The 22,163-nt window shown below is 70.4% G+C and carries 17 protein-coding genes and 4 pseudogenes; 10 read left to right on the top strand and 11 right to left on the bottom strand.

Annotated features, from left to right (window positions below):
- Window positions 1-183 precede the first annotated feature (183 nt).
- Together AC6F7H_RS03500 and AC6F7H_RS03495 are read left to right on the top strand one after the other, a co-directional pair.
- Window positions 184-2,388 (top strand): hypothetical protein, encoded by a 2,205-nt coding sequence (locus AC6F7H_RS03500; protein WP_500755122.1) that lies wholly within the window; start codon window positions 184-186, stop codon window positions 2,386-2,388.
- 247 nt (window positions 2,389-2,635) lie between these two features.
- Window positions 2,636-3,958 (top strand): hypothetical protein, encoded by a 1,323-nt coding sequence (locus AC6F7H_RS03495; protein ID WP_500755120.1) that lies wholly within the window; start codon window positions 2,636-2,638, stop codon window positions 3,956-3,958.
- Between the two features lie 322 nt (window positions 3,959-4,280).
- Here the strand turns inward: AC6F7H_RS03495 and AC6F7H_RS03490 are convergent, their stop codons facing one another.
- The 4 genes from AC6F7H_RS03490 to AC6F7H_RS03475 all read right to left on the bottom strand — a co-directional run bounded on the left by AC6F7H_RS03490 (window position 4,281) and on the right by AC6F7H_RS03475 (window position 8,318).
- On the bottom strand, window positions 4,281-5,900 hold the full coding sequence (locus tag AC6F7H_RS03490) for an endonuclease NucS domain-containing protein (protein ID WP_500755118.1): 1,620 nt from the start codon (window positions 5,898-5,900) through the stop codon (window positions 4,281-4,283).
- Between the two features lie 310 nt (window positions 5,901-6,210).
- Entirely contained in the window at window positions 6,211-6,657 is a 447-nt protein-coding gene (locus AC6F7H_RS03485) for an ATP-binding protein (RefSeq protein ID WP_500755116.1), read from the bottom strand.
- Window positions 6,658-6,843: 186 nt separating this feature from the next.
- Window positions 6,844-7,851 (bottom strand): hypothetical protein, encoded by a 1,008-nt coding sequence (locus AC6F7H_RS03480; RefSeq protein ID WP_500755114.1) that lies wholly within the window; start codon window positions 7,849-7,851, stop codon window positions 6,844-6,846.
- Between the two features lie 116 nt (window positions 7,852-7,967).
- Window positions 7,968-8,318 carry an ATP-binding protein gene (locus tag AC6F7H_RS03475; protein ID WP_500755113.1) on the bottom strand — a complete coding sequence of 117 codons (351 nt, stop codon included), beginning with the start codon at window positions 8,316-8,318 and terminating at the stop codon, window positions 7,968-7,970.
- 430 nt (window positions 8,319-8,748) lie between these two features.
- Here AC6F7H_RS03475 and AC6F7H_RS03470 point away from each other — a divergent pair, with 430 nt between their 5' ends.
- The 4 genes from AC6F7H_RS03470 (at window position 8,749) to AC6F7H_RS03455 (ending at window position 13,289) form a co-directional block, all read left to right on the top strand.
- On the top strand, window positions 8,749-9,942 hold the full coding sequence (locus tag AC6F7H_RS03470) for an NAD(P)/FAD-dependent oxidoreductase (RefSeq protein WP_500755111.1): 1,194 nt from the start codon (window positions 8,749-8,751) through the stop codon (window positions 9,940-9,942).
- A gap of 10 nt (window positions 9,943-9,952) precedes the next feature.
- The gene (locus tag AC6F7H_RS03465) at window positions 9,953-10,891 is read left to right on the top strand and encodes a sigma-70 family RNA polymerase sigma factor (RefSeq protein ID WP_500755110.1); all 939 of its coding nucleotides are present in this window, start codon (window positions 9,953-9,955) and stop codon (window positions 10,889-10,891) included.
- Window positions 10,892-11,206: 315 nt separating this feature from the next.
- Window positions 11,207-12,577 carry a TrkH family potassium uptake protein gene (locus AC6F7H_RS03460; protein WP_500755108.1) on the top strand — a complete coding sequence of 457 codons (1,371 nt, stop codon included), beginning with the start codon at window positions 11,207-11,209 and terminating at the stop codon, window positions 12,575-12,577.
- A gap of 70 nt (window positions 12,578-12,647) precedes the next feature.
- Entirely contained in the window at window positions 12,648-13,289 is a 642-nt protein-coding gene (locus tag AC6F7H_RS03455; RefSeq protein ID WP_363033136.1) for a potassium channel family protein, read from the top strand.
- Window positions 13,290-13,346: 57 nt separating this feature from the next.
- Here AC6F7H_RS03455 and AC6F7H_RS03450 read toward each other — a convergent pair.
- Window positions 13,347-13,689, bottom strand: a pseudogene (locus AC6F7H_RS03450) (potassium-transporting ATPase subunit KdpA); the annotation flags it as partial.
- Between the two features lie 571 nt (window positions 13,690-14,260).
- On the opposite strand from AC6F7H_RS03450, the gene AC6F7H_RS03445 reads away from it, so the two are divergent.
- Window positions 14,261-15,529 (top strand): hydroxymethylglutaryl-CoA reductase, encoded by a 1,269-nt coding sequence (locus AC6F7H_RS03445; RefSeq protein WP_500755106.1) that lies wholly within the window; start codon window positions 14,261-14,263, stop codon window positions 15,527-15,529.
- 257 nt (window positions 15,530-15,786) lie between these two features.
- Here AC6F7H_RS03445 and AC6F7H_RS03440 read toward each other — a convergent pair.
- From AC6F7H_RS03440 to AC6F7H_RS03415, 6 genes and pseudogenes are all read right to left on the bottom strand, one after another.
- Window positions 15,787-17,068 (bottom strand): annotated as a pseudogene (locus AC6F7H_RS03440) (extracellular solute-binding protein).
- The gene (locus AC6F7H_RS03435) at window positions 17,065-18,087 is read right to left on the bottom strand and encodes a hypothetical protein (RefSeq protein ID WP_500755105.1); all 1,023 of its coding nucleotides are present in this window, start codon (window positions 18,085-18,087) and stop codon (window positions 17,065-17,067) included. Before AC6F7H_RS03435 ends, AC6F7H_RS03440 begins: the two are co-directional and overlap by 4 nt.
- Window positions 18,084-18,461, bottom strand: coding sequence for a hypothetical protein (locus AC6F7H_RS03430; RefSeq protein ID WP_500755104.1), 378 nt, complete (start codon window positions 18,459-18,461; stop codon window positions 18,084-18,086). The genes AC6F7H_RS03435 and AC6F7H_RS03430 overlap by 4 nt, the downstream gene beginning before the upstream one ends.
- Window positions 18,454-19,035 (bottom strand): vWA domain-containing protein, encoded by a 582-nt coding sequence (locus AC6F7H_RS03425; protein ID WP_500755103.1) that lies wholly within the window; start codon window positions 19,033-19,035, stop codon window positions 18,454-18,456. The genes AC6F7H_RS03430 and AC6F7H_RS03425 overlap by 8 nt, the downstream gene beginning before the upstream one ends.
- Window positions 18,962-19,516, bottom strand: coding sequence for a vWA domain-containing protein (locus AC6F7H_RS03420; RefSeq protein WP_500755101.1), 555 nt, complete (start codon window positions 19,514-19,516; stop codon window positions 18,962-18,964). The genes AC6F7H_RS03425 and AC6F7H_RS03420 overlap by 74 nt, the downstream gene beginning before the upstream one ends.
- A 231-nt stretch (window positions 19,517-19,747) precedes the next feature.
- Window positions 19,748-19,894 (bottom strand): hypothetical protein, encoded by a 147-nt coding sequence (locus AC6F7H_RS03415; protein WP_500755100.1) that lies wholly within the window; start codon window positions 19,892-19,894, stop codon window positions 19,748-19,750.
- Between the two features lie 91 nt (window positions 19,895-19,985).
- Here AC6F7H_RS03415 and AC6F7H_RS03410 point away from each other — a divergent pair, with 91 nt between their 5' ends.
- From AC6F7H_RS03410 to AC6F7H_RS03400, 3 genes and pseudogenes are all read left to right on the top strand, one after another.
- The gene (locus AC6F7H_RS03410; RefSeq protein ID WP_500755098.1) at window positions 19,986-21,620 is read left to right on the top strand and encodes a bifunctional 3-(3-hydroxy-phenyl)propionate/3-hydroxycinnamic acid hydroxylase; all 1,635 of its coding nucleotides are present in this window, start codon (window positions 19,986-19,988) and stop codon (window positions 21,618-21,620) included.
- A 43-nt stretch (window positions 21,621-21,663) separates the two neighbouring features.
- A pseudogene (locus tag AC6F7H_RS03405) lies at window positions 21,664-21,903 on the top strand (alpha/beta fold hydrolase); the annotation flags it as partial.
- Window positions 21,904-22,127 (top strand): annotated as a pseudogene (locus AC6F7H_RS03400) (VOC family protein); the annotation flags it as partial.
- Window positions 22,128-22,163: the final 36 nt, after the last annotated feature.

Here is a 22,163-nt window from a genome sequence, read left to right as displayed (position 1 = left end):
GCGAGTGCTCGGCCCCCGGCCCACGGTCGTGGGTATTTTCGTCCGCCCCGATCGACTGGTCGAGGAAGTGACGGATCGCATTTCGGAATTGATGTATTCACCCGCACCGCCGACGTCTGCTTCAGACGTGACCCCATACCGACGCCCTCGAGGCGCTCGCTATCCGAGAGGACAAGAACTCCGATGGCCAAGACCGACGACGCCAAGAACCTGCTCCAGCAGGTTCTCGATAAGGCGTTGCTCACCCAGCAGCCGCTGGCGAAGAGAAACGTCGAGCGCCTGCGGCGAGTCCGTCCCGGTGACACTCCACAGGAGTTGATCCGCCGGTTGGACCGTTACTACCTTGCCGGCGTCACCGCTTCCGGCCGAGGGTACGCGCTGCTCGTACGGTGCGAGACCGAGGGCAATGACCGTCGTGTGTCCATCGGCACCGTGACCGACGGGAAGAAGACGGGCTGGGACCCCCTGGAACACTGCCGGATGACCGACAGCGGCCTCGTCACGCCCGAACTCGAGGAGCTGCGAGCCAAGGGAGCGGTCCGCGACGACGGCATCGGCTGCGAGCCGCTTCCCAGCAGTGTGTCCCTTCCCAGCGGACAGGTCGTGTTCGCGGTGGACACAGAAGCTGCACCCCTGTCTTCGTCGCCGTTGGACGTGCCGGGCAGGCGCCTGATTCCCGGCTTCGTCAAGCCGACGGGAAGCCGCATCGTCCGGGCCTGTCTGTCCCTGCCCGAGACGGTGCAGGCTCCCACGGACCAGTACGTCTACCGTCTTGTGGGATCGGTCCGGCTGCTGGTCACGGACGTCGTCGAGGGAAACGGTTCCTCGTGGGCGGTCCGGGCCGACACCCTGATGCCGCTCAACGGCCTGGAGGCGGAGCGCACCGGACTGTGGCGTCCCAGCGTCGCGCTCGACGCGAGGCACGTCCCGGCGCCTCGTGCCTCCCGCGTTCGCGAGCGGACCCCGCTCACCGAACCCGTGCCCAGCGTGCCGGAAGCGCCGGAAACCACATCGGGGCAGACAGCCGACGTGCTCAGGAAAGTGCTGGAGGAGGTCGCGGCGAAGGGCGCCACGATCACGTGGAGCGAGCTGACCGTGCGCACCGGAATGCCGCTGTATGACCTGCCGAATCCCAAGCGCCGGGATCTGCTGGTCGAGGTGGACAAGCCGCGGGTCCCTGACCGCCCGTTGCTGAGCGTCCTGGTCGTCACTCACTTGGGCAGGCCCCTTCATTACCTGGACCAGGTGCTGCGCGGACTCGGGGCCGCCGAGCCGGCTTCGGAGTTCGCTCTGCAGCAGTGGGCGGCAGCCGAGACCAGGAAGACGCACGAGGCGTACGGGAGCCGGCCGACACGCGTGCCGGCCGCTCCGCCGCCCGGTGCGAACCGGTCGGCCGCCAAGGAGCAGGAGCCCTCCGAGAGCGACCTGCTTCAGGCACGCCAAAAGCGTGCGGAGATGCGGGAAAAGCTGGAAGAGGCGGCGAAGACCCGAGCCCGGACGAAGGGGGCGCGCGTCCAGCGCCTGTCGCAGGCGATTCAACAAGGGCAGGCACATCTCCAGCGGTACGAAGAAGTCTGCTCCCGCAAGCGGGCCCTCCGTGTCTGGCTGGGGGAGGGCGACCGCGTCCTGGACCTCCTCGACCGTCTGATCGGCCGCCCCATCACCGTCACCTCTGCCAAGACGGAGCCTCGGACCGTCTCTCCCGAACCGAAGCCGGTCAAGGTCCTCGAACCGAAGCCGGCCGAGAACAAGGATCCGCTCCTCAGGAAGATTTGTCGCCTGCTCGGTGAACTGAGTCAGACCCATAGAAACCGGCCCACCCAGGACCTGGTGCGGCTGCTTGAGGAGATCGAGAAGCATTGCGTTCAGTTCGCCCAGCCACTGCCGGTCGCGCAGGCCAAGCAGCTCAGGCGGTGGCGACGCGTACTGGAGAACCGGGTGTCCGCCGAGCGCTCCGCCCGGGCCGCGGCCGCCTCGCGGAACGCGTCGTCGGGAGCAGGCCGCACCGCCGAGCCACCGCAGGACGACCGCCTGCCGGCCGAGAGGATCGGCAAGTCGGCCATCACGGTCCGCGGCATCCTCGAGGAACTGGCCCGCGCCGACGGCACTCCCTTGAGCTGGGGCGACCTCCGTCTCAGGGCAGGTGGGCAGCTTCCGTTCCTGCACCCCGACGATCAGGTCGCGTTGCTCGTCGCGGTGGACCGGGACACACCGGCCGACGAGCCGCTCCTGTCCACGCTGGTCGATAATTCCGTCGCCGCCCCGCACCGGCTCTATCGTCAGGTGCGCCTCGGCCTCGGCCGGGAGCCGGTCCCTGACACGGAGCTTGAGGCTCATCGGGCCATGGAGGCCCTGCGGTTGCGGCAGATCTGGCGTTACCGGCGGTGAGCGGGTCGGGGTTCCGGCGTTCGTGACGGGGTGGTGCGAAGCGGTGTGCGTCACCCGTCGGCTGAAGGGGTCGCACGGGGCGCAGACGCGGTGACGACGCGACGGAAGGTGCAGGCGTGCGAGGAAGCCGGCCTGGTTCCGGGACGGTCCGATGTGGATCGAGTGACACCCGGGTGCTGTGATTCGGCTATACGGTTCTGCTGGGACGTCAGTTGTGGGCTGACGTGGGGATGAGTCAGGGGGGACGATGATCGACTACCGCAAGAAGGCAGCCGTTCCGGTGTGGACGCTGGCGACAGGTGACGTCCAGGTGCCGGCGGTGGCCGGGGGTGGGCCGATGACGGCTGAGCGTCTGGCCGAACTGCGCGGTGCGCTGGCCGCGTTGGCCGACCGGCCGATCGCCACGCTCGAGGTGCATCCGCTGCCGGACAAGCTCGACCGCGGCCGGGGCATCTCGCTCGATGCCGCGAGTCCGCTGGCACAGCACCTGTCGCAGCTGATCACACAGTCGGCGCGCGGTTCCGCCGCGGCGGCCAAGGCGACGGCTGCCGGCGAGGGGCTGTACGTCATGGTGGTTCCGGCGAAGGTCGCCAAGCAGGTCGGTCAGGGCCTCGTTCGTTCGATGTCGTCGAAGGCGGTGGCCGGTGGTATCCGCGGCCCCCTCGTGAATGCGACGACGGGCAAGATCGTCGCCAACCCGACGTTCGTGCGGGTCGAAGGAGCGGCAGCGGCGGGCACGGTCGGCGGGGCCGGTGCGACCGCCGGCGCCGCGGCCGCCGGGGGTACGCTGCTCACCGTGGCCGCACCGCTCGTGCTCATGGCCGTGGCGGCCGGGGTGAGCGCGCATGCCGACGCCAAGCGGCAGGAGGCCATCACGCACATCACGGAACTGCTGGAGCAGCTTCAGGCGGACAAGCTCGACGACGAGCACAGCGCGCTCAACGGCTGTCGTCCCGCCATCGACAAGGCCACGGCCATCCTGCTCGACCAGGGCAAGCTCGGTGTCTCGCTGGGACTCGACTCGGCGGTGCACGCCATCGACACGGCACTGAGCAAGGCCGACATCCGCCTGGCCCGGTGGATGAGCGCGCTCGACAAGCTGCCCGCCGGCGAGCCCGTCGAGATCGGCACGCTGACCGAGTCGTTCCCCGGCGTGGACGACCAGGGCGGCACGTTCCGCACCCACGTCGAACTGGCGGAGCTGGCCATGGCGTTGAAGCGGCGCGTCAACGTCCTCCAGGCGGTCGAGCGGGCCCAGAGCGAGCCTGACAACCTGTTCGAGAACTTCGCCCGCGCCCTCAAGGACGACGAGCGGCGTCTCGACGAGCTGGAGTCGGGCATCGCCGGGGTGCTGGTGCGCCTGTCGACGCTGGAGCTGGCACGCCCGAACAGTAAGCGCCCCGTCTTCACGACCGGTGAGGTCGACCGGCTCCTGCGCGCGGCGTACCAGATCCGCCGCCTGGGCGACGGCGTCGCACTCAACGGCCACCCGACGGACGTGGCGATCGAGATCGCCCGCGACAGAGACGGCTCGGTGGTCGTGTTCCCCGCGCTGCCCGCAGCTGCGTAAGGGATCGAAGTGGAGGGTGCGGATCTAGTGCGGTCGCGCGGGCGTGACAGGGAAAGCCCGCCGCCCGACCGACGCCGGCCGTATCCGCTCCCGGAGCGTCTGCTGGTGAGCGCTCTTCCGGGTCCGGGATCGCAAAGCCGGCGCCGCGGCGGCGCTTGCGCTCATACGGCGCCAGCTCGTTCAGGTCTCTCCTTGGTCGCGCCATCTCGCCCCCTCGCCGCGGCCCGGCCCGGGAACCGCAGCCACTGACCGCTCCGCCCCGACATGCTGACCAGATCATTCGCGGTGCCCTGCCGCCAGCCACGACCAGATCCGACGAGCGCTAGACGACATGAGTGAAGGCGCGGTACTCCCGAGCCACCAGCTCCACCTCGTGGGAATGCCTGTTGAGGTACTGCCCGATCGAGACGATCTCGCCATCAGCCGCAATGGTTGCGTACGCCTGTGCGTACCCGCGAGGATCCGTGTCCGAGGAGTAGACGCGAGCACCCTGATCTTGGTGTATCCAGATGCGGTGCTCTTCGGCCACCGCCGCCTGGGATCCAACGGGTCCGATCTTCTCCAGGAGTACGTAGTGCAGCCCCAGGAGATCCAAGAGCTCTCGGTCACGTTCCCACACGGCCCCCGCGTACATGTTGCTCATCAGGAACAGCGGATCGCGGTACACGAGCCTTACCGCATCGGGCAACGACATGCCTCGGCCGTTCCAACACAGGGCGCCACGTACCGAGTGCCGTAGGCCGTGGCGGGGTACGGCTTCGCCCATGACCATGGGCAGGAGATTCTCCAGGCCGTCTGGCCACCCATGGGTGATTGTTTGCAGGAGGTCACAGGGGTTGTAGACGTGCAGTCCGACGTCTCCCTCACCAACCTTCGGGCCCACTTCGTCGAGCCAACCGGCCACCAGCGAATCCCACTCGTGGTTGCCGGCCAGGCTCTGCCGAGCCTCCTGCCGGAACGTCTTCCAGCGGCTGGCTACCTGCGGGCTGGCGGTGCCCGTGTACAGGATCTGACTGTCTCCTCGTTCGTCCCCGGTAAGGAAGCGGAACAGGTCCCGCTCTTCGAAGGCGGCTGTGACGTCGTAGGCGCCGGTACCCCGGAAGCCTTGGATGGCCCAGTTGGGGTCGTCACGGAGATTCTTCAACAGCCCTGGCCGTGCGGACTCCATGTTCATTCCGCGCAGCTTGTTGCGCGCAAGACGGTTGCAGATCTCGCAGAGGGCCAGGTACTCCGCCTGATGCTCGTCAGCGAACGGCTCAGGCCCGTCGTAACCACCCAGGAGATCCACTGCGGCGAGTTCCTCGTTCACTCGGCCGATCGCCAGGTACAGGCCGAAAGGCGCAGGGATGTAGTGCTTCTCCGCTACGCGGTCCAGATCCGCCGCCAACAGGTCGAGCGCCCCCAACTCGTCCGCGACCTTGCTGATGATCTTCCAGCCCTGCTCCCGCTGTTCCTCCGTGACGAAGAAGAACAGGTTGTGGATGGGGGTGATGCGGGGTTCAAACGCCCGGGGCGGGAGCTCCACCCGCTCAGTCCCGATGGGGGTGCCATTGTTGTCCAGGAGCAGTCGGTATCCGCGAAGATCATGACTCCAGTCACGCGCGGCATGGCTGACGGCGATCAGGAGTTCCTCCCAGTCATCCGGCATGGCGACGATCACCGCACGAATGCGGTCCGGCGCGAGGTTCTTCTCCCGGCAGAGAAGCTCGGTGTACTTGTTGACCTCGTGCAGGGCCTGCCGCGCGCTGGACCGGGACCGCTTCAGCTCGATGACCACCCACATCTGATGGCGATCACGGGCCAGGATGTCGATGCTGCCCCTGGTGCCGTGTGCGTTGGGCAGCGGGTACTCCTCGAACTGAACCGGCCGGAGCCCCGGCTCGATCAGCTCCAGGTTCTGTACGAGCGCATTGCGGAGAACGTTCTCGAGAGGCGGTCGCATGGCCGAAGGCTAGACCGACGCACTGACAAGAGCACTGACGTGGGCCACAGTTGGCGGTTCCCCTGCATCCCTTCGGTCCCCGTGACGAGCACGACCGCATCTCGGGCTACTCGTTCTCTTTGCTCTCCGACCCGGGTGCGCCATAGGGCTGGCGATCACGGCTCCGCAGGCGGCCTCCCAGATGCCCCCTATGTTTGTCAAGCAGCGGTCGTGAGGGCTGATGGGCCATCAGGCAACTGGTGGCGTGTGATCATGTCGGCGCGTATCAGGGCGTGCACCTCGCGGGCCGCGCGGTGGGTCGGTGAAGTGATCAGGGAGTGATGTCGAGCAGCTCCGCCCGGACGGTCTTGCCACTGGGCAGGTAGGGGACGCAGTCCCAGTGGTCGGCGAGGGCGGTGACGAGGGTCAGGCCGCGCCCGGTGGTGCTGAGTGGGTCGGACGCGGTGTCCGTGGGGCGGGAGAGCGGGTGGAGGTCTCTGCGGGCGTCGCTGACCTCGATACGGAGGCGGCCGGCCGCTGGGTCGGGGACGAGGGTGAGCCGGAAGCAGCGGCCGGGCACGCGGCCGTGGAGGACGGCGTTGGCGGCGATTTCCGCGACGACGAGTTCGGCACGTTCCGTGAGGTCCTGTGAGGCGCCCCGGGAGCGCAGTTCGGTCACGGTGAGGAGCCGGGCGAGACGGGCGCCGCGCCGCGTGGACGACAGTAGCTGGGTGAAGGCGCCGGCGGGGGCACCCACTGGGGATGTTGCGTGGTTCATGCCGTCAGACTGGCGGTCGGGTGGGGGCGGGGGCGAGTGCCGCGCCCGTACGCGGGGTGACCGTACGGCGGCGGAGAGGAGTCGGCGCGCTTGCGGAACGGGCATGTGCGAGGCGTTGGGGACCGGGCCGTGGACCGAGCGGGCCGCACCCCGGAGTGGGGTGCGGCCGACTGTGCGCACCTGGTGTCAGTTGGCCGCGGGTCCGGGGTTCCTCGGCTCTTGGCTGGGGACTGCGGTGTGCTCCGGGCCCTGGGCGGGGGCGGGTACGCGGTCCGTGGAGGAGGGGGAGGCGAAGATCTCGTCGAGGGTGGTGGCGTCGATGGTGCGGTCGAACCAGAGATCCAGGAGCGGCATGTCCGTGCAGGTGGTGACGCGCTGTCGGGTGTCTTCCGTCATCGAGAGGCCGCGGCGCTCCATCAGGCGCAGTAGTTGCTCGGCCTTTCCGGCCGCGCGCCCTTTCTCGAGTCCTTCCTCGAGTCCTTCTTCCTGTCCTGCGAGGCGGGCATCGCCCACGATGGTGCCTCGCCTGGGGGTGAAGAGGGTTTCCATGAGGTTCCTCCAGATTTTCCGGGCGTGTTCGCTGCCCAAGCCGTCCTCGATCAGCCCCGCCAGGTCGTCCCGCGCTTCGCGGTCCGTGTCCTGGGCCAATGCCTCGCCCACTACCGTCAGTATGCCCTCGATGTCCGGGTCGTTGCTGTGGATCCACAGGCAGAACGCGGCGAAGTCCAGGTCGGCCGAGGCGTCCTGGATCCGGCTCACACGCGGAACGTTGGAAGGCCCCAGTACGTGAGGCACTGTCACCTGGGTGGGGCGTCCCAGGCCGGTGCGCAGAGGTCTGGCCGCCCATGCCGCTGTTGCCGTGTCCACGCACAGGACCAGCAGGACGACCTCGAGTTTGTACCGGTCACGCAAGTAGGCGACGTAATACGGCCACGAGGTCTCCTTCTTCGTCTCGACGCCGGTCTGCGCCTCGACTAGGAGGATGAACGGCTCGTGCCCGTCGGGACGGACCACCCTCAGCACGGAGTCCATGCTCCGGGTGAACATCTTCGGGGCGCCGGAGGCGTCCGTCGGGAGAGTCTCGGTGGTGACACCGGGCGGGATTCCGAGGTCCAGGAGGTCCAGTGCGCGGTTCAGCGCTTTCGGACGTCCCGGCAGGAAGCCGTGCAGGGTGTCATGACTGACGTTGGGCATGACGTGAAACTATGCGCGAAGTGAGAACATTCGTTGGTGTTTGATGCGTGATCACCCGTTTGGTGGAGTCCTCTGGGGTTGACGCCGAGGCATGCGGTCGGGGCGGCCACGGCATGTCACGCTTCGGCCGGTGTGGTGAGCAGCGCCCGGACGGTCTTGCCGCTGGGTGGGTAGGGGACGTAGTCCCAGTGGTCGGCGAGGGCGGTGACGAGGGTCAGGCCGCGCCCGGTGGTGCTGAGTGGGTCGGACGCGGTGTCCGTGGGGCGGGAGAGCGGGCGGAGGTCTCCGCGGGCGTCGCTGACCTCGATATGGAGGCGGCCGGCCGCTGGGTCGAGGACGAGGGTCAGCCGGAAGCAGCGGCCGGGCACGCGGCCGTGCAGGACGGCGTTGGCGGCGAGTTCCGCGACGACGAGTTCGGCACGCTCCGTGAGGTCCTGCGGGACGCCCCAGGAGTGCAGCTCCGTCACGGCGAGGAGCCGGGCGAGCCGGGCGCCGCGCCGCGCCGCGCCGCGTGGACGACAGCAGCTGTGTGAAGGGGGCGGTGGGGGTGCCGACTCGGGGAATCGCGGGGTTCATGACGCCAGAGTGACGGTCGGGCCGGGTGGGGGCGAGTACGGCACCCCGTATACCGAGTCAGCGTACGGGCACGGAGGGTGGGCGGTGCGCCGGTCCTCCGTCACGTTGTGCGGTGAGCGCGGGGGTGAGGTCGACCGATGGCCGGCCCTCTCGATCCGTGGTGGGCCATCGCCCCGTTCCGACCGCCCGGGACGGACCCGGGCGTCCGCCGGAGGCTCGGCCGCCCGCTTTGGGTCAGTGGCCCACGTCACACCCGGCTCCTGTCAGCAATCGGGGCGCCGTCTCGTTCAAGGGGCACGCGAACGAGACAGGAGCAACGCCATGAAGCACCGCATCGTCGTCCTCGGCGCCGGATACGCCGGGGCCTTCGCCGCCGGAAACCTGGCCCGCCGACTCTCTCCCGCCGACACCGAGATCACCGTCGTCAACGCCGTGCCCGACTTCGTCGAGCGGATGCGGCTCCACCAGCTCGCGACCGGCCAGGACTTCGCGGTCCGCAAGCTCGCCGACGTGTTCGCGGGCACCGGGGTGCGGCTGCGCCTGGCGCGCGTCACCGGCGTCGACCCCGAGCGCAGGACCGTCGCCGTGACCGGTGAGGACGGTGAGGACGGCGAGCTCGCGTACGACACGCTCCTCTATGCCCTCGGCAGCTCCGTCGCCGACCACGGCGTCCCCGGTGTGGCCGAGTACGCCTTCGACGTGACCGGCCGGTCCTCGGCGCTGCGTCTGCGCGAGCGCCTGGCCGGCCTGGGCGGGGGTGGCACCGTGCTGGTCGTCGGTGAGGGGCTGACCGGCATCGAGACCGCCACCGAGTTCGCCGAGTCCCGGCCCGACCTCTCGGTCGCGCTCGCCGCCCGCGGCGAGCTGGGCGCCTGGCTCTCCCCGAAGGCCCGCCGCCACCTGCGCCAGGCCTTCGACCGGCTCGGCATCACCGTCCACGAGCACACCGGCATCGAAGCCGTCGAGCCGGCACACGCGATCGCCGCCGACGGCAGGTCCATCCCGGCCGACGTGACCGTGTGGTCGGCCGGGTTCGCCGTGCACCCCATCGCGGCCGCCGCCGGCCTGGAGGTCGCCGAGACCGGCCAGATCGTCGTCGACCGCACCATGCGCTCGGTCTCGCACCCGGAGGTCTACGCCGCCGGTGACTGCGCCTACGCGATCGGCGGGAACGGCCGGCCGCTGCCGATGTCCTGCGCCTCGGCCGGCTTCACCAACATGCAGGCGACCGCCGCGATCATCGCGCGCCTGACCGGCAGCGAGGTTCCGACCACCGGGCTGAAGTACTACGGCAACCACATCAGCCTCGGGCGGCGGGACGCGATCGTCCAGATGGTGGACGGGGACGCCCGGTCGAAGTCCTGGTACCTGGGCGGCCGGACCGCCGCGCGGTTCAAGGCGGCCGTGCTCAAGGGGTCCGGGTGGAGCACCGCCCACCCGACCTTCGGCATGCCGAAGCGCAAGCGCCGCCTGGCCACCGCACCGGACCGGTCCGGTGTGAGGGCCGCCGCATAACCTGTTCCGCATGGACAGCGCAGCCATCGATCGGTTCGAGGCCAGCCGGGGCCGGCTGGCCTCGCTCGCGTACCGTCTGCTCGGCTCGGCGGCCGACGCCGAGGACGCCGTGCAGGACACGTTCCTGCGCTGGCAGGCCGCGGACCGCGAACGCGTCGAGGTGCCGGAGGCGTGGCTGACCAAGGTCGTCACCCATCTCTGCCTCGACCGGCTCCGCTCGGCGCAGGCGCGCCACGAGCGAACGGCCGGTGCCTGGCTGCCCGAGCCGCTCCTCGAGGGCGACCCGATGCTCGGCCCGGCCGACACCTTCGAGCAGCGCGAATCGGTCTCCTTGGCCGTACTGCTCCTCATGGAGCGCCTCTCGCCGGTCGAGCGGGCCGTCTACGTCCTGCGTGAGGCCTTCTCCTACCCCCACGCCGAGATCGCCCAGATCCTCGACATCACCGAGTCCGCGAGCCAGCAGCACGTCCACCGGGCCCGACGCCGGGTCACCTCCGAGCGCCGCCGCGGCGACGAGGTGGACCCGGCGTCCGCGCGCCGGGTCGTCGAGGAGTTCCTCGCCGCCGCCATGTCGGGGCGCACCGAACGGCTGGTGGAACTGCTCACCGACGACGTGACGGCGGTCTCGGACGGTGCCGGACTGGGCAGGCGGCTGCTGCGGTACACGACGCGCGAGCGGGTCGCCTCCTTCGTGCGGGCCGGCTTCAAGCCCACGCCGGCGAAGCGGCGGCTGGCCGGCGGCTCGCCCGCGATCCACATCGCGCTGGTCAACGGCTCCCCGGCCGTCCTCGCCGTGGTCGACGGCCGGGTGGTGGGCGCCGTGGCGTTCGACGTCGGCGACGGCAAGGTCGCGTCCCTGTGCGGCATCGCCGCCGCGGACCGGCTCGGACGCCTCAACGAGGCCTGGCGGCAGCACGAGCCCGACGCGCCGGTCATCAGCGCGTGGTGACCGGAGCCACCGGAATCCGGTGACGCGTCCGGACCGTCGCGGGCACGGCTGCGGGCGCGATGCCGTGCCGGGCGCGTGCGCGGCTCTCGCCCGGTCGGGGTGCGAACGCGGTCGCCGTCGTGACACCGTCCACCGACGAGGCCGCGGTGGCACTCCACCGATCGGCCGGGTCCCACGCCCTCTTGACGTCGTGGCGCGTTCCGTACGCCCGCTCCGGGAGGGATGCTGTGGGCGGGTGGCCGCGTTCACCGGCCTCCTTGTGCGACGGGCACGACAGGAAATGTGGCGGAGGGGCATCGGAGGTTGCTGGTGGCCGTGGGTACGACTCGGGCCTGGTGGTCCCGGCTGGCCGCCTATCCCGCCCGTGGCGTCGTCCTGGCCTTCGCGTTCGTCGCCGTGCTGGGTGCGGCCCTGCTGGTGCTGCCGGCCGCCACCGAGCCCGGCAGGGAGACCAACGTACTGACTGCCCTGTTCACCTCCGCGGGGGCGGTCAGCGGCGGGCTGCCCCTCGTGGGGACCGGCAGCCACTGGAGCGCGTTCGGCGAGGGCGTGGTCCTGGCTCTGATCCAGATCGGCGGGTTCGGCATCATGACGCTCGCGTCGCTGCTGACCCTGCTCGTCTCCGGTCGGCTGCGACTGCGGACACAGCTCGCCACGCAGGCGGAGAGGAGCCTCGGCGTCGGTGACATCCGTCGGGTGGTCCTGGGAGTCGCGGGCATCACGCTGGCCGTCGAACTGGCCACGGCCGCCGTGCTCATGGTCCGTTTCCACATCGGTTATGGCCTGACGGCCGGAAACGCCGTCTACCACGGGATCTTCTACGGGATCTCCGCCTTCAGCAACGCCGGGTTCGGGCTGCGCGACGACAACCTCGTCGGCTATGCGCACGATCCCTGGATCGTCCTGCCGATCGCCGCCGCCTGTGTGCTCGGTGCCCTCGGCTTCCCCGTACTGTTCGAACTGCTGCGCAGCCGCCCGGGCGCCCGCGGCGGCGCCCGGCACCGCTGGTCCCTGCACACCCGGCTCACCCTCCTCACCTCCGCGGTGCTGCTCGCCGTCGGCACCGTCATGACCTGCGCGCTGGAGTGGAGCAACCCGAGGACTCTCGGACCCCTGGAATGGGGGGACAAGCTGCTGGACGGGTTCTTCACCGCTGCCAGCTCGCGTACCGCCGGCTTCAACACCGTCGACACCGGTGCCATGGAACCGGCCACCCTCCTGGGCATCTGCGTGCTGATGTTCATCGGCGGCGGCAGCGCGGGTACCGCGGGCGGCATCAAGGTCACCACGTTCGCGGTTCTGGGAGCGGCGATCCTGGCCGAGGTCCGCGGGCGCACCGACGCGGACATCATGGGCCGCCGGGTCTCCGCGGCCACGCTGCGCCAGGCCCTCACCGTGGCGCTGCTGGGTGTGGGTCTCGTCATGGCGGGCACGTTGGTGCTGCTCGCCGCCACCAGGGAAAGAGCCGACGCGGTCCTGGCGGTCCTGTTCGAGGCCGTCTCTGCCTTCGGCACGGTCGGTCTGAGCACCGGCGTCACCGGGAGCCTTCCCGCAGTGGGCCAACTCACCGTCATCGTCATGATGTTCGTCGGGCGCGTCGGCCCGATCACTCTCGCCAGCGCGCTCGCACTGCGTCAGCGTGACCGTCGGTACACCCTGCCCGAGGAGCGACCCGTCATTGGCTGACCACTTCAAGTCACTGCGTCCACACCGACGTCGGAGTTCCGCCGACCGTCGCCCGGCCCGCGATTCCAGAGTGGCGGTGATCGGTCTCGGCCGTTTCGGACAGTCCGTGGCGGCGGAGCTGATGCGGCGTGGCTGGGACGTGCTCGGCGTCGACGCCGACGTCGGCGTCGTCCAGAAGGTCGGCGAAGAGCTGACCCAGGTCGCCGCCGCGGACTGCACCGACCCCGCTGCGCTGGCGCAGCTCGGCGTCGGCGAGTTCTCCCGCGTGGTGGTCGGTATCGGCACCGACCTGGAGGCCAGCATCCTGACCACCTCCAACCTCGTCGACGCCGGCGTGGCCGCCATCTGGGTCCGGGCCACCACCCGGCAGCACGGCCAGATCCTGGAACGCATCGGTGCCCACCACATCGTCCTGCCCGAGCACGACATGGGCGAACGCGTGGCCCACCTGGTCACCGGCCGGATGCTGGACTTCATCGCCTTCGACAGCGATTACGCGCTGATCAAGACGCTCGCCCCGAAGGTCGTCGGCGGGATCCCGCTGGGCGAGAGCCGGGTGCGCAGTACGTACGGCGTCACCGTCGTCGGCATCAAACGCCCCGGCGCCGACTTCACTCACGCCACCGCCGAGACGGTCGTCCACCCCGGCGACGTCATCATCGTCACGGGCAGGACCCGGGAGGTGGAGATGTTCGCGGAGCTGGACCGGTGAGACGCACCGTCAACGCAGGCGCTACGGCCTCGGACAGCAACGGAACGACAATCCAGGTCGGCCGAGCAGCATCGCGAGCCCGTGCATGGTGTTGAACCACTGCGTGTCCGCGTTCGGACCGGCGAAGGACGTTGTCGTCGGCGCTCGAGCCGTAGGCGTACAGGATCTCGGAGAATCCGTGCGCGCCGGAGGTGATCACCGAGTCGGCCGGGGTCGACAGTGCCTTGGCCGCGGCCGTGAAGACGAGCAGCATGGCCGGGGTGACGAGGAGGTGGCAGGCGACCGTCGTGATCCCGCGGGTGCCGATCTTCTTGCCCGGATACCCGGAAGTGCGGCCGACCACGAGTCCCGCGATGGACATGACGATGACCGCAATGATCAGCATGCCGTAGAGGCCGGACCGACCGTCTGGCCGGCCGACTCGGCTCCGTGATGCCGGAGTTCGACGGGAACGGGGACACCTCGGCGCCGTTTTGCGTGCGTAACCAGTGGGCCGAGGTGTCGTTGGGCTGGTACCGGGGCTGTCGCCGCGCGTCGGGGTGGGAATGGGGGAGTGGTTCGAACGTGGCCAGGACAAGGCACCGGGCAGGGACCGTCAGGGGGGTGCCCGTCGCGGCCGGGGAGGGTGCCGTCGTCGAAGGGGCGACGCGGCACATCGTCCGCCGGGCCCAGCTGCGGGGCCACGCGTGCCGAGCGTCGTGGGGTCGGTGACCACGTCGAACCGGTGCCCCGCGTACCGCGACGACACCTGCGAACGACAGACCGGGTCGGCACGGGCCGGTCGCCGATGCGGTCGCCTCGGCCGTCCTGCGACCGCCACTGCGGTCGTGCCCGTCCCCCCGGCATGACCGGGGACCGTCATCCCCGAAGCAACCCGTCGGGCCGACGCCCGTCACAGAGGAAAGCGATGTCGTATGAGCTCTGGAGAAAGCCCGGGCCTGCCCCGTCCGTCACGGCCCCCAGGACGGTACGTGCCTGCCCGGGGGCTCTACACGGAGGCGGCGCGACTTCAGCGGCTGAACTGGCTCCGCTCCATGACCCGGTCGGCGCTGGACTCCCTGCAGCACACACGGCTCGACGCCGACAGGCTGACCGGCAATATCGAGGGCCTCGTCGGCACCGTCGAGATCCCGGTCGGCGTGGCCGGACCCCTGCTGTTCTGCGGGACGAACGTCCGGGGTGAGGTCTACGCTCCCATGGCCACCACGGAAGGTGCCCTGGTCTCGTCGGCGACGCGGGGAGCCCTGGCCGTCACCATGGCGGGCGGCGTCAGCACACGCGCCGCACTGCAAGCGATGACGCGTGCTCCTGTCTTCGCGTTCTCCCGACTGGCCGGCGCCGGCCGCTTCGCCTCGGCGGTCCTCCGGCACCTCGGCGACCTCCGCACGATCATCCGGCAGGTGTCCGACCACGCCACGCTCATCTCGATCGAGCCCGTGGTCCTGGGCAGGACCGTTCACCTGAGGTTCAGGTACACCACCGGGGACGCGGCAGGGCAGAACATGACGACTGCCTGCACCTGGCACGCGTGTCAGTGGATCCTGCAACAGCCGCACCTGGTCGCAGACGAGGAACTCGAATCCTTCATCATCGAAGGGAACACATCCGGAGACAAGAAGGCGTCAGCCCAGGCCGTGGCGGAAGGCCGCGGAATCAGGGTGGCCGCTGACTGCCTTCTGCCGGCAGGGGTCGTCCAACGGGTCCTGAGAACCACCCCCGACGAACTGGTCACGGGGTACCAGCACATCACGGCCGGAGCAGTGCACAGCGGGGTCCTGGGGTCCAACGCGAACACCGCCAACATCGTGGCGGCGATCTTCACGGCGACGGGCCAGGACATCGCCTGCGTTCACGAGTCGAGCGTGGGGCAGTTCATCCTCGAACGCACACGGGACGGCGTCTACGCGAGTATGACCCTGCCCGGCCTGGCAGTGGGCACGGTCGGGGGCGGCACCCACCTGCCCACGCAGCACGAGCTCTTGAAAGCGATGGGGTGTACCGGCCGGGGAAGCGCCGTCCGGCTGGCGGAGATCATCGCCGGCTTCGCCCTGGCCCTGGACCTCTCGACGGTCTCCGCGGCCGTTTCCGGACACTTCGCCGACGCTCACGAACGCCTCGGGCGTAACAGGCCACCCCGCCAGAACAGCACCGAACACCGGATCGGCATCCCTTCGACGCCGACGGCCGGCGAACCCCAGCCCGTACCGGTGCCCCGCCCGGCCGCGGAAGCCGGGCCTTGACCCCGGTTCTGGCCAGGGCCTTCTCTCGCAGCGGCATGCGCGTCCGCACTTGTCACAACGGGGCACGCGTCCGCCCTGGACAAACGGCGGCGCGCTTCTGGAGCGGCTGGTGGCCGGTGGGGAATCCGGAGCCTGGGCGCCGGGGAAATGGCGTTCGGCCCGTTCCCTGTGCGACCGCAGCCCGCTGACGGGCAGCCAGAGTGGCGGGAACGCCCACGCGGAGGTCACCGGGGCCGGCGCAGGTGCCGCCCGATCGCTCACCGCTTACTGCACACCGTCTTCGGAGCCGCTCTGCTGTCGGCGCCTCGGGCGGGCTGAGCGTTCTGCATCCTCTGCACATCGTGGAGGACACCCTCGACGTCGGGGTCCTGGCCGGCGGCGACCCTTGCGATGGTCAGCAGGACGGCCTCGTAGAAGGCGTCCCGCACGGCAGGTGCCATGACGTCCGAGGCGTCCAGGCAGCGGGGGCCTGCACCGAGCCGTTGTGCGATCTTGTGTTCGACCGCGTCGCCCTGTGGCTTCTCCAGCTCCACCTGACGATTCGCCGAGAAGACGTCCGCCAGATCGGCCCACCTCTGCTGGCCCTCCTCGGAGGCCAGCCGGCGGATCAGTTCACGGACCCGGGGGCGGTCGCTGAACAGCGCGGCGAAGTCGCCGGTCACCTCGTGGGCCCGGACCCGGCTGCCGCCTCCGGGCAGGAGCGGAGCGGAGCGGAGTCCGTCAGGTCCGCGTGCTCCGCGTCATCCTTGTAGAAGGAAAGTGCGAAGGAGCCCTGATGCTCCAGGGTGCACCCGTCCCAGCCGTCGAACAGCAGCCCGTCGTCGTCCGGGGCGCCGCGGTGGTCGGTGAGCAGAGCGTGCTCGGCTGCGCCCCTGTCCTCCTGGAGCAGCTCGGCCCACGACTCCCAGGCCGTGCGCACCGGATCACTCCGCCACCACTCCACCTCGCCCGTGCCCAGCGCCCACTTCTCGTAGACGTCCGGGCCCTCCCGTTGCAGCACGAGGTCCTCGATCCAGTCGGTGCCGGGCCAGCCGGAGGCACCGTCGTCCCCCATGCCGATGCACCAACTCCTCAGTGGAGCAGGCTTATGGGCAGGCTTGTGACCCTGGCGGTACCAGACGATGATCTTCAGGTCCGCCTTGACCGGGACCCAGTAGACGTCTTCGGAGGGCGAGCCGGTCGGCTTCCAGGAGGCGCCGTACTCCTGCGGCTCGTAGAGCCGGTTCAGCGGTTTGAGGAGCTTTTGGTCGGCGTATTCGGCGAGTTCGCCGAGGCCCGGCATGATCACGATGTCCGGGGGCTCCCCGACTGCACCTTGGAGAGCAGCACATCCCGTTGGGCCGCGGTGCCCTGGTAGCGGAAGGGGATGCCGAAGCCGTGCAGCAGGGCTTCGAAGTGCTCCGCCTGCTTGGCCGTCCACGTTCCGAGGATGGTCACCGGCTCCTCGTCGTCGCGCTGTGCCCAGACCACCACCATGCCGGCGGCGGTGATCAGCAGCATGACCATGACGAGGACCAGCATCTTGAACCGTCGGGTCACCGTCGCCCCCAGTAGTCGTTGTCGAGCCGAAGACCGAGCCCCAGCGCGGGCAGGACGACTGCCAGCAGGCTGCCGATGAAAGCGCCCTGGTACACCGGGGCGGTCCAGGCGTCATCGGCCGTCTTCTGCCGGACCTCCTCCGACTTCTTCGTGACGTACTGCTGTGCGTCGGCCGGCTCCGTGCCGTTTTTCCGGGGCACGTCGGTGATCTGTCGCAGATCCTTGATCGCCCCGTCGAGGTCGTCCTGGGTGGAGGACATCGCCGTCAGCGGGACCACCGCGAGCAGCACGGTGAGCACGAAGGCGGCGAGCAGGTACGGATTCCAGTCGCGGCCGCAGCGGTCGCGCAGTACGAACAGCGCCGAGAGCAGGATCAGTCCCACCAGGGCCAGGGCGAGTTCGGCGAGCCACCACCCGCCGCGCTGCCACTTCCCCATGGTGGCTGTGGCTTCGGCGTGCCTCAGCTGGACTTGCTGCAGTGCCTCCAGGCGAAGTAGGAGCCCCACCGAATCGCGGTTGAGCAGCGAATCCGCTTCTTTGAGTTTCTGCTTCCGCATGAGGGGCTGGTCAAGGTAGGGGGACGTGCCGAGGCCGAGCGATTCGCTGTAGGTGGCGAGCAGGCCCTTGACCGTGCCGAGGTCCTGGTCCGTGCGGTCGGCGATCCGGGACAGGCCCTGGTCGGCGGCCGAGAGCTGGGACCGGTAGGCCCTGCCCGAGCCCGTGACGTCGATGAGGTCCATTTCCACCAGGGCGCGGGCCTCCTGGTCGGCCCGCAGGGCCGCGAGCCGGGTGGCGGCGAGCCCCTGCACGGCCGGCGCCTCGCGGGACGCGAGCGCTTCGGCGCTGTGCTGGACCTGACGGCAGGAGAGGAACAGGGCGGTCGACGCCACGGCCGTGAGCAGGAACAGAACCAGCAGGTGCATCTCCAGCAGCCGCCGGGTCCGCCAGGGGCTCAGACGCCGGCGCCAGAAAGCGGCGAGGGAGAACCGATGCCAGGAGGCGGCGCGTTTGGTCGTCACAGCAGCTTCTCCCCGCATGCGATGCAGTAACGGGCCTCGCTCCCGGCCGGGGTGCCGCAGCCGCCGCAGCGCGGGCCCGGCCGCGCACCGACGGCGTCGGCCAGGGGCCCGCCGGGGCGGGACCCGGCGCGCAGGATCAGCGGGCCGAGGGCACCGGCGTCGACGGCGCGCGGCCGGACCAGTCCCGCGGCCGCGTCCTCGATGTCGGCGACCGTGCGGATCTCCTCCAGCACCCAGTCCGTGCCGAACCGCGCCGCCAGCCGGGCGGCCTGTCCCAGGTGGTCCTCGGCGGTGTCCGGCCGGTGTTCCTGAAGAGCGGTGAGGCCCTGGCGGAGAGCCCTCCGCATCCTGGCGGTGGCGTTGAGGTCACGCACGCTGTCGGTGCCCGTCGGTGCCCGTCGGTGCCCGTCGGTGCCCGTCGGTGCCCGTCGGTGCGTGGGGCGGGGACTGCTCGGGGAGGTGCCAGCGGGCGATGACGGGCGCGTGGACATCACCGATGGAGACCATGGCGAACTGCAGCTCGGTCTCCAGCGGGTCGGCGTCGGAGTCGGCGACCAGGGTGAGCAGGTAGTCGCGTCTGCCCTGCTGCCACTGGTAGGTCGGGAATTTCCAGCGGTGCGGCCGGCCGGGCTGGGGCAGTCTGCCGAGGCGGTGCGGCCGGGGCGCCTTCTCGCTGAGCGAGACCTGGCGCACGGAGGGCCGCACGGTCACTTCGATCGGCAGCTGGGGAGTGTGCACCCGGCGCAGCCGGTGGATGGCGGCAGTGACCGCATGGCCGAGTTCACCGTCGTCCACGAACTCGGCCGTGCCGTGCAGCCGTTCGGCGAGGGCCAGCAGGGGGTCGGGAGCCCAGTCCGTGCCCACGGCGAACACATCACAGGTGAACTGCCCTGCGTACGCTTCCAGTTCTTCTTCCAGACGGGTCTCCCCCGACGGCGCTGCTGCCATCGGTGATCAGCACCAGATGGCGTACGGACACCGGCCGGCCGGCGAGCAGGGCACGCGATCGGGCCACCCATGGGGCGTAGCCGGCAGGGCGCGGCCCCTCCCGGTGCAGCGGGAGCGATCCCGCGACGAAGGCGGCCCGGCGCCTCTCCTCCCGGTCGGCGACGGCCCACTCGTCGGCACCCCGCGGATAGCAGCGGACCGGCTCAGGACCGCTGCCGAGCACGGCGAAGGAGATGCGGTCGGGCAGGGCGCGCAGCGCCGACGGCAGGGCGTGCCGGACGGCTGCCCGGTTGCGTTCGGCGACGTCCACCGCGATGATCACGGCGAGTTGGACCGCGGGCAGGTCGGTGGGCGTACCGTCGGCGGCCACGTCGACCCGCAGACGGGCCTCGATCTTCGCGCTCCGGTGCGGGCGCAGGTCGCCGCCGAGGTCGACGTGCAGTCGGATGCCCGGCTGCGGCGGCCGGGTGTGGCTGCTCATGTCGTACGTCACCGCTCCTTCGCCTTTGTCGCCGCGGCACACCGGGTGCCGGTTCGGTCTGTCGTGCCGTGCGGTCAGAACACGGTCTGGGGCCGTACCGCGTGTATGAGATCCACGAGGTGTTCATGGGCGGTCGGCCAGGAGCCGGAGAGACGCGCAGGGCGGACAACCCGCCCTGGTGACCGGCGCGGCCCGTCGCGACGGCGTTCCCGGCCTCGGGGGAGTGACTGGTCATGGGGCCCGGGGCGGGCTGGTGGCCTGTTGCAGCCGGTGCCGGGTCGGACGAGCTTGGAAGACGAAGCGGGCGGCGTCGAGGATGCGCTGCCGCGACTCCACGCCGTTCGCGCGCTTCTTGCGTGTCGTCCGGGGCCTGGTCATGGGGTCTTCCCTCCCGTCGCACCGGCCCCTGACCGTGTCCGGTGCCATGCTTGCCGTAGCGCTCGTTCCCACTGGAGCGAACGCTCCATCAATGCGTGAGTCGCGACCCGGTGACAGCGAGGTGGGCCTGGTGGAAGAGATCCGAGCCGGGGACGACACGTACGACGTGGCGGTGATCGGCTACGGACCCACGGGGGTGACAGCGGCGAATCTGCTGGGCGCGCTGGGCTTGAGGACCGTCGTCGTGGACCGCGACGCCGAGATCTTCTCGCGCGCCAGGGCCATCTCCACCGACGAGGAGGTCATGCGGATCTGGCAGCGCGCGGGCCTGGCCGAACGACTCAAGCAGGACATGCTGACCGAGCGCCCCGTCGACTTCGTCGACGCGCACGGCCGCCCCTTCCTCAGCGCGCACCCCACGCCGCGCGGCCACGGCCATCCACCGCAGATGTTCATCTACCAGCCGGCGCTGGAGCAGGTCCTGCGCGACGGTGTCGACCGCTATCCGAACGTGAAGATCCTCTTGCGTCACGAGTGTCTGCGCCTGCGCCAGGACGCCGACGGGGTGGACCTGACGGTGGTCGGCACGGCCGACGACTCCGTGCACCGGCTGCGCGCTTCCTATGCGATCGCGGCCGACGGCGGCTCCAGTCTCACCCGTGCCCAGCTGAACATCGGCTACGAGGGCAAGACGTACGAGGACCGCTGGGTGGTCATCGACACGAAGATGCTCAAACCCTGGCCGGACCACGACAAGCTGCGCTTCCACTGCGACCCGGCCCGTCCGGCCGTGGACTGCCCGACCCCGCTCGGCCACCACCGGTGGGAGTTCCCGATCCTGCCCGGCGACGACGAGGAACAGCTGACCACCGAGGAGGCCGTGTACCGGCTGGTGGCCCGGTACGGCATCTCCCGCGACAGCGTCGAGGTCCTGCGCGCCACCGTCTACAGCCACCACGTGCGCTTCGCCACCCGCTTCCGCATGGACCAGGTCTTCCTCGCCGGCGACGCCGCCCACGCCATGCCGCCGTGGATCGGGCAGGGCATGGCCGCCGGCGTGCGCGATGTGGCCAACCTCTGCTGGAAACTCGACGCGGTCCTGCGCGGCGAACTGCCCGAGACGGTGCTCGACAGCTACGAGGCCGAGCGCAAACCGCACGTCAAGGAGGTCACGAAGCGGGCGGTGTTCGTCGGCCGGATCATCACCGAACGCCGCCTGCCGGTCGCGCGCGTCCGCAACGGCGCTCTGCGCGCCCTGGACCGCATACCGGGCTTCGGTGACTGGATGCAGGACTCGAACTGGATCCCCGTCGCCCGCTACCACGCCGGCCTGCAGGCCCCTTCCCGCACCAGGGCGACCGGCCGCCAGGTCCCCCAGCCATGGGTCACCGGCCCCGACGGCACCCGCGTCCGCCTCGACGACGCGCTCGGCGGCCGATGGCTCCTCCTGCACGCGCGCACGGCCACGCCCCAGCCCGCCTGGAACCTTCCGGGCGTCCCCTCCCTGACCGTCACACCCGTCGGCTCCCGGCCGGCCGAGGGCACCCTCGTCGACAGCGACGGCGTCTTGCTGCCCTGGATGACCGGGCACGGCGCGTCCACGCTCGCCCTGCGCCCCGACGCCTACGTCTACGCGGCGGCTCCCGAGGACGCCCCGCTTCCGCCGCCACCCCGCGGCTTCATGCCGACCGCGACCTCCCGCCCGACCGCGTCCACCGCCCGGTGAGGACACCGGCATCATGACGACGACACCGACCGGCCTGCCGACGATGCGGGAGACGACGTACGACATCGACGGAAGGAAGATCTTCGCCGCGGAGACCGGCGACGGCCCGCCGGTCCTGCTGCACGGCGGCGGCCCCGGAGCCTCAGGCGTCTCCCACTACGCCCGCAACATCGCGGAGCCGGCCAAGGAGCACCGGGTCATCGTCCCCGACCTGCCCGGCTACGGACGCAGCACCAAGGGCGTCGACGGCACCGACCCCTTCGGATACCTGGCCGGCGGCATTACCCCCTCGGGTTTCGAGTGGAAAGTCGGCTGGCACCTTCTCGTCATCGACGAGACGACCTGGGAACCCACCACCCACCAGGGCAGCAGCGTCTGGGGCCGTCTTCCCGTCGGCCGGACCATCGTGGACAAGCTCGCCCGGTTCCGTGCCGGAGCCCGCTCCCCGGCCCACCCGGAGAACACGGTGCCCGCACACTCAGCGGTACCGGCATCGCCGACGACTGACGGACCGTACGCCGCCGTACGAACCGCACGCATCAC

Source organism: Streptomyces sp. MMS24-W38 (assembly GCF_059889265.1).
Note: the sequence above shows the minus strand (reverse complement) of the source record. Positions and strands in the feature narration are given on the sequence as shown.

Excerpts from the sequence above, each read along its gene's own strand:
- AC6F7H_RS03500 (WP_500755122.1), top strand. The coding sequence starts at position 184 with ATGGCCAAGACCGACGACGCCAAGAACCTGCTCCAGCAGGTTCTCGAT.
- AC6F7H_RS03495 (WP_500755120.1), top strand. The coding sequence starts at position 2,636 with ATGATCGACTACCGCAAGAAGGCAGCCGTTCCGGTGTGGACGCTGGCG.
- AC6F7H_RS03490 (WP_500755118.1), bottom strand. The coding sequence starts at position 5,900 with ATGCGACCGCCTCTCGAGAACGTTCTCCGCAATGCGCTCGTACAGAAC.
- AC6F7H_RS03485 (WP_500755116.1), bottom strand. The coding sequence starts at position 6,657 with ATGAACCACGCAACATCCCCAGTGGGTGCCCCCGCCGGCGCCTTCACC.
- AC6F7H_RS03480 (WP_500755114.1), bottom strand. The coding sequence starts at position 7,851 with ATGCCCAACGTCAGTCATGACACCCTGCACGGCTTCCTGCCGGGACGT.
- AC6F7H_RS03470 (WP_500755111.1), top strand. The coding sequence starts at position 8,749 with ATGAAGCACCGCATCGTCGTCCTCGGCGCCGGATACGCCGGGGCCTTC.
- AC6F7H_RS03465 (WP_500755110.1), top strand. The coding sequence starts at position 9,953 with ATGGACAGCGCAGCCATCGATCGGTTCGAGGCCAGCCGGGGCCGGCTG.
- AC6F7H_RS03425 (WP_500755103.1), bottom strand. The coding sequence starts at position 19,035 with ATGGCAGCAGCGCCGTCGGGGGAGACCCGTCTGGAAGAAGAACTGGAA.
- AC6F7H_RS03420 (WP_500755101.1), bottom strand. The coding sequence starts at position 19,516 with ATGAGCAGCCACACCCGGCCGCCGCAGCCGGGCATCCGACTGCACGTC.
- AC6F7H_RS03415 (WP_500755100.1), bottom strand. The coding sequence starts at position 19,894 with ATGACCAGGCCCCGGACGACACGCAAGAAGCGCGCGAACGGCGTGGAG.
- AC6F7H_RS03410 (WP_500755098.1), top strand. The coding sequence starts at position 19,986 with ATGCGTGAGTCGCGACCCGGTGACAGCGAGGTGGGCCTGGTGGAAGAG.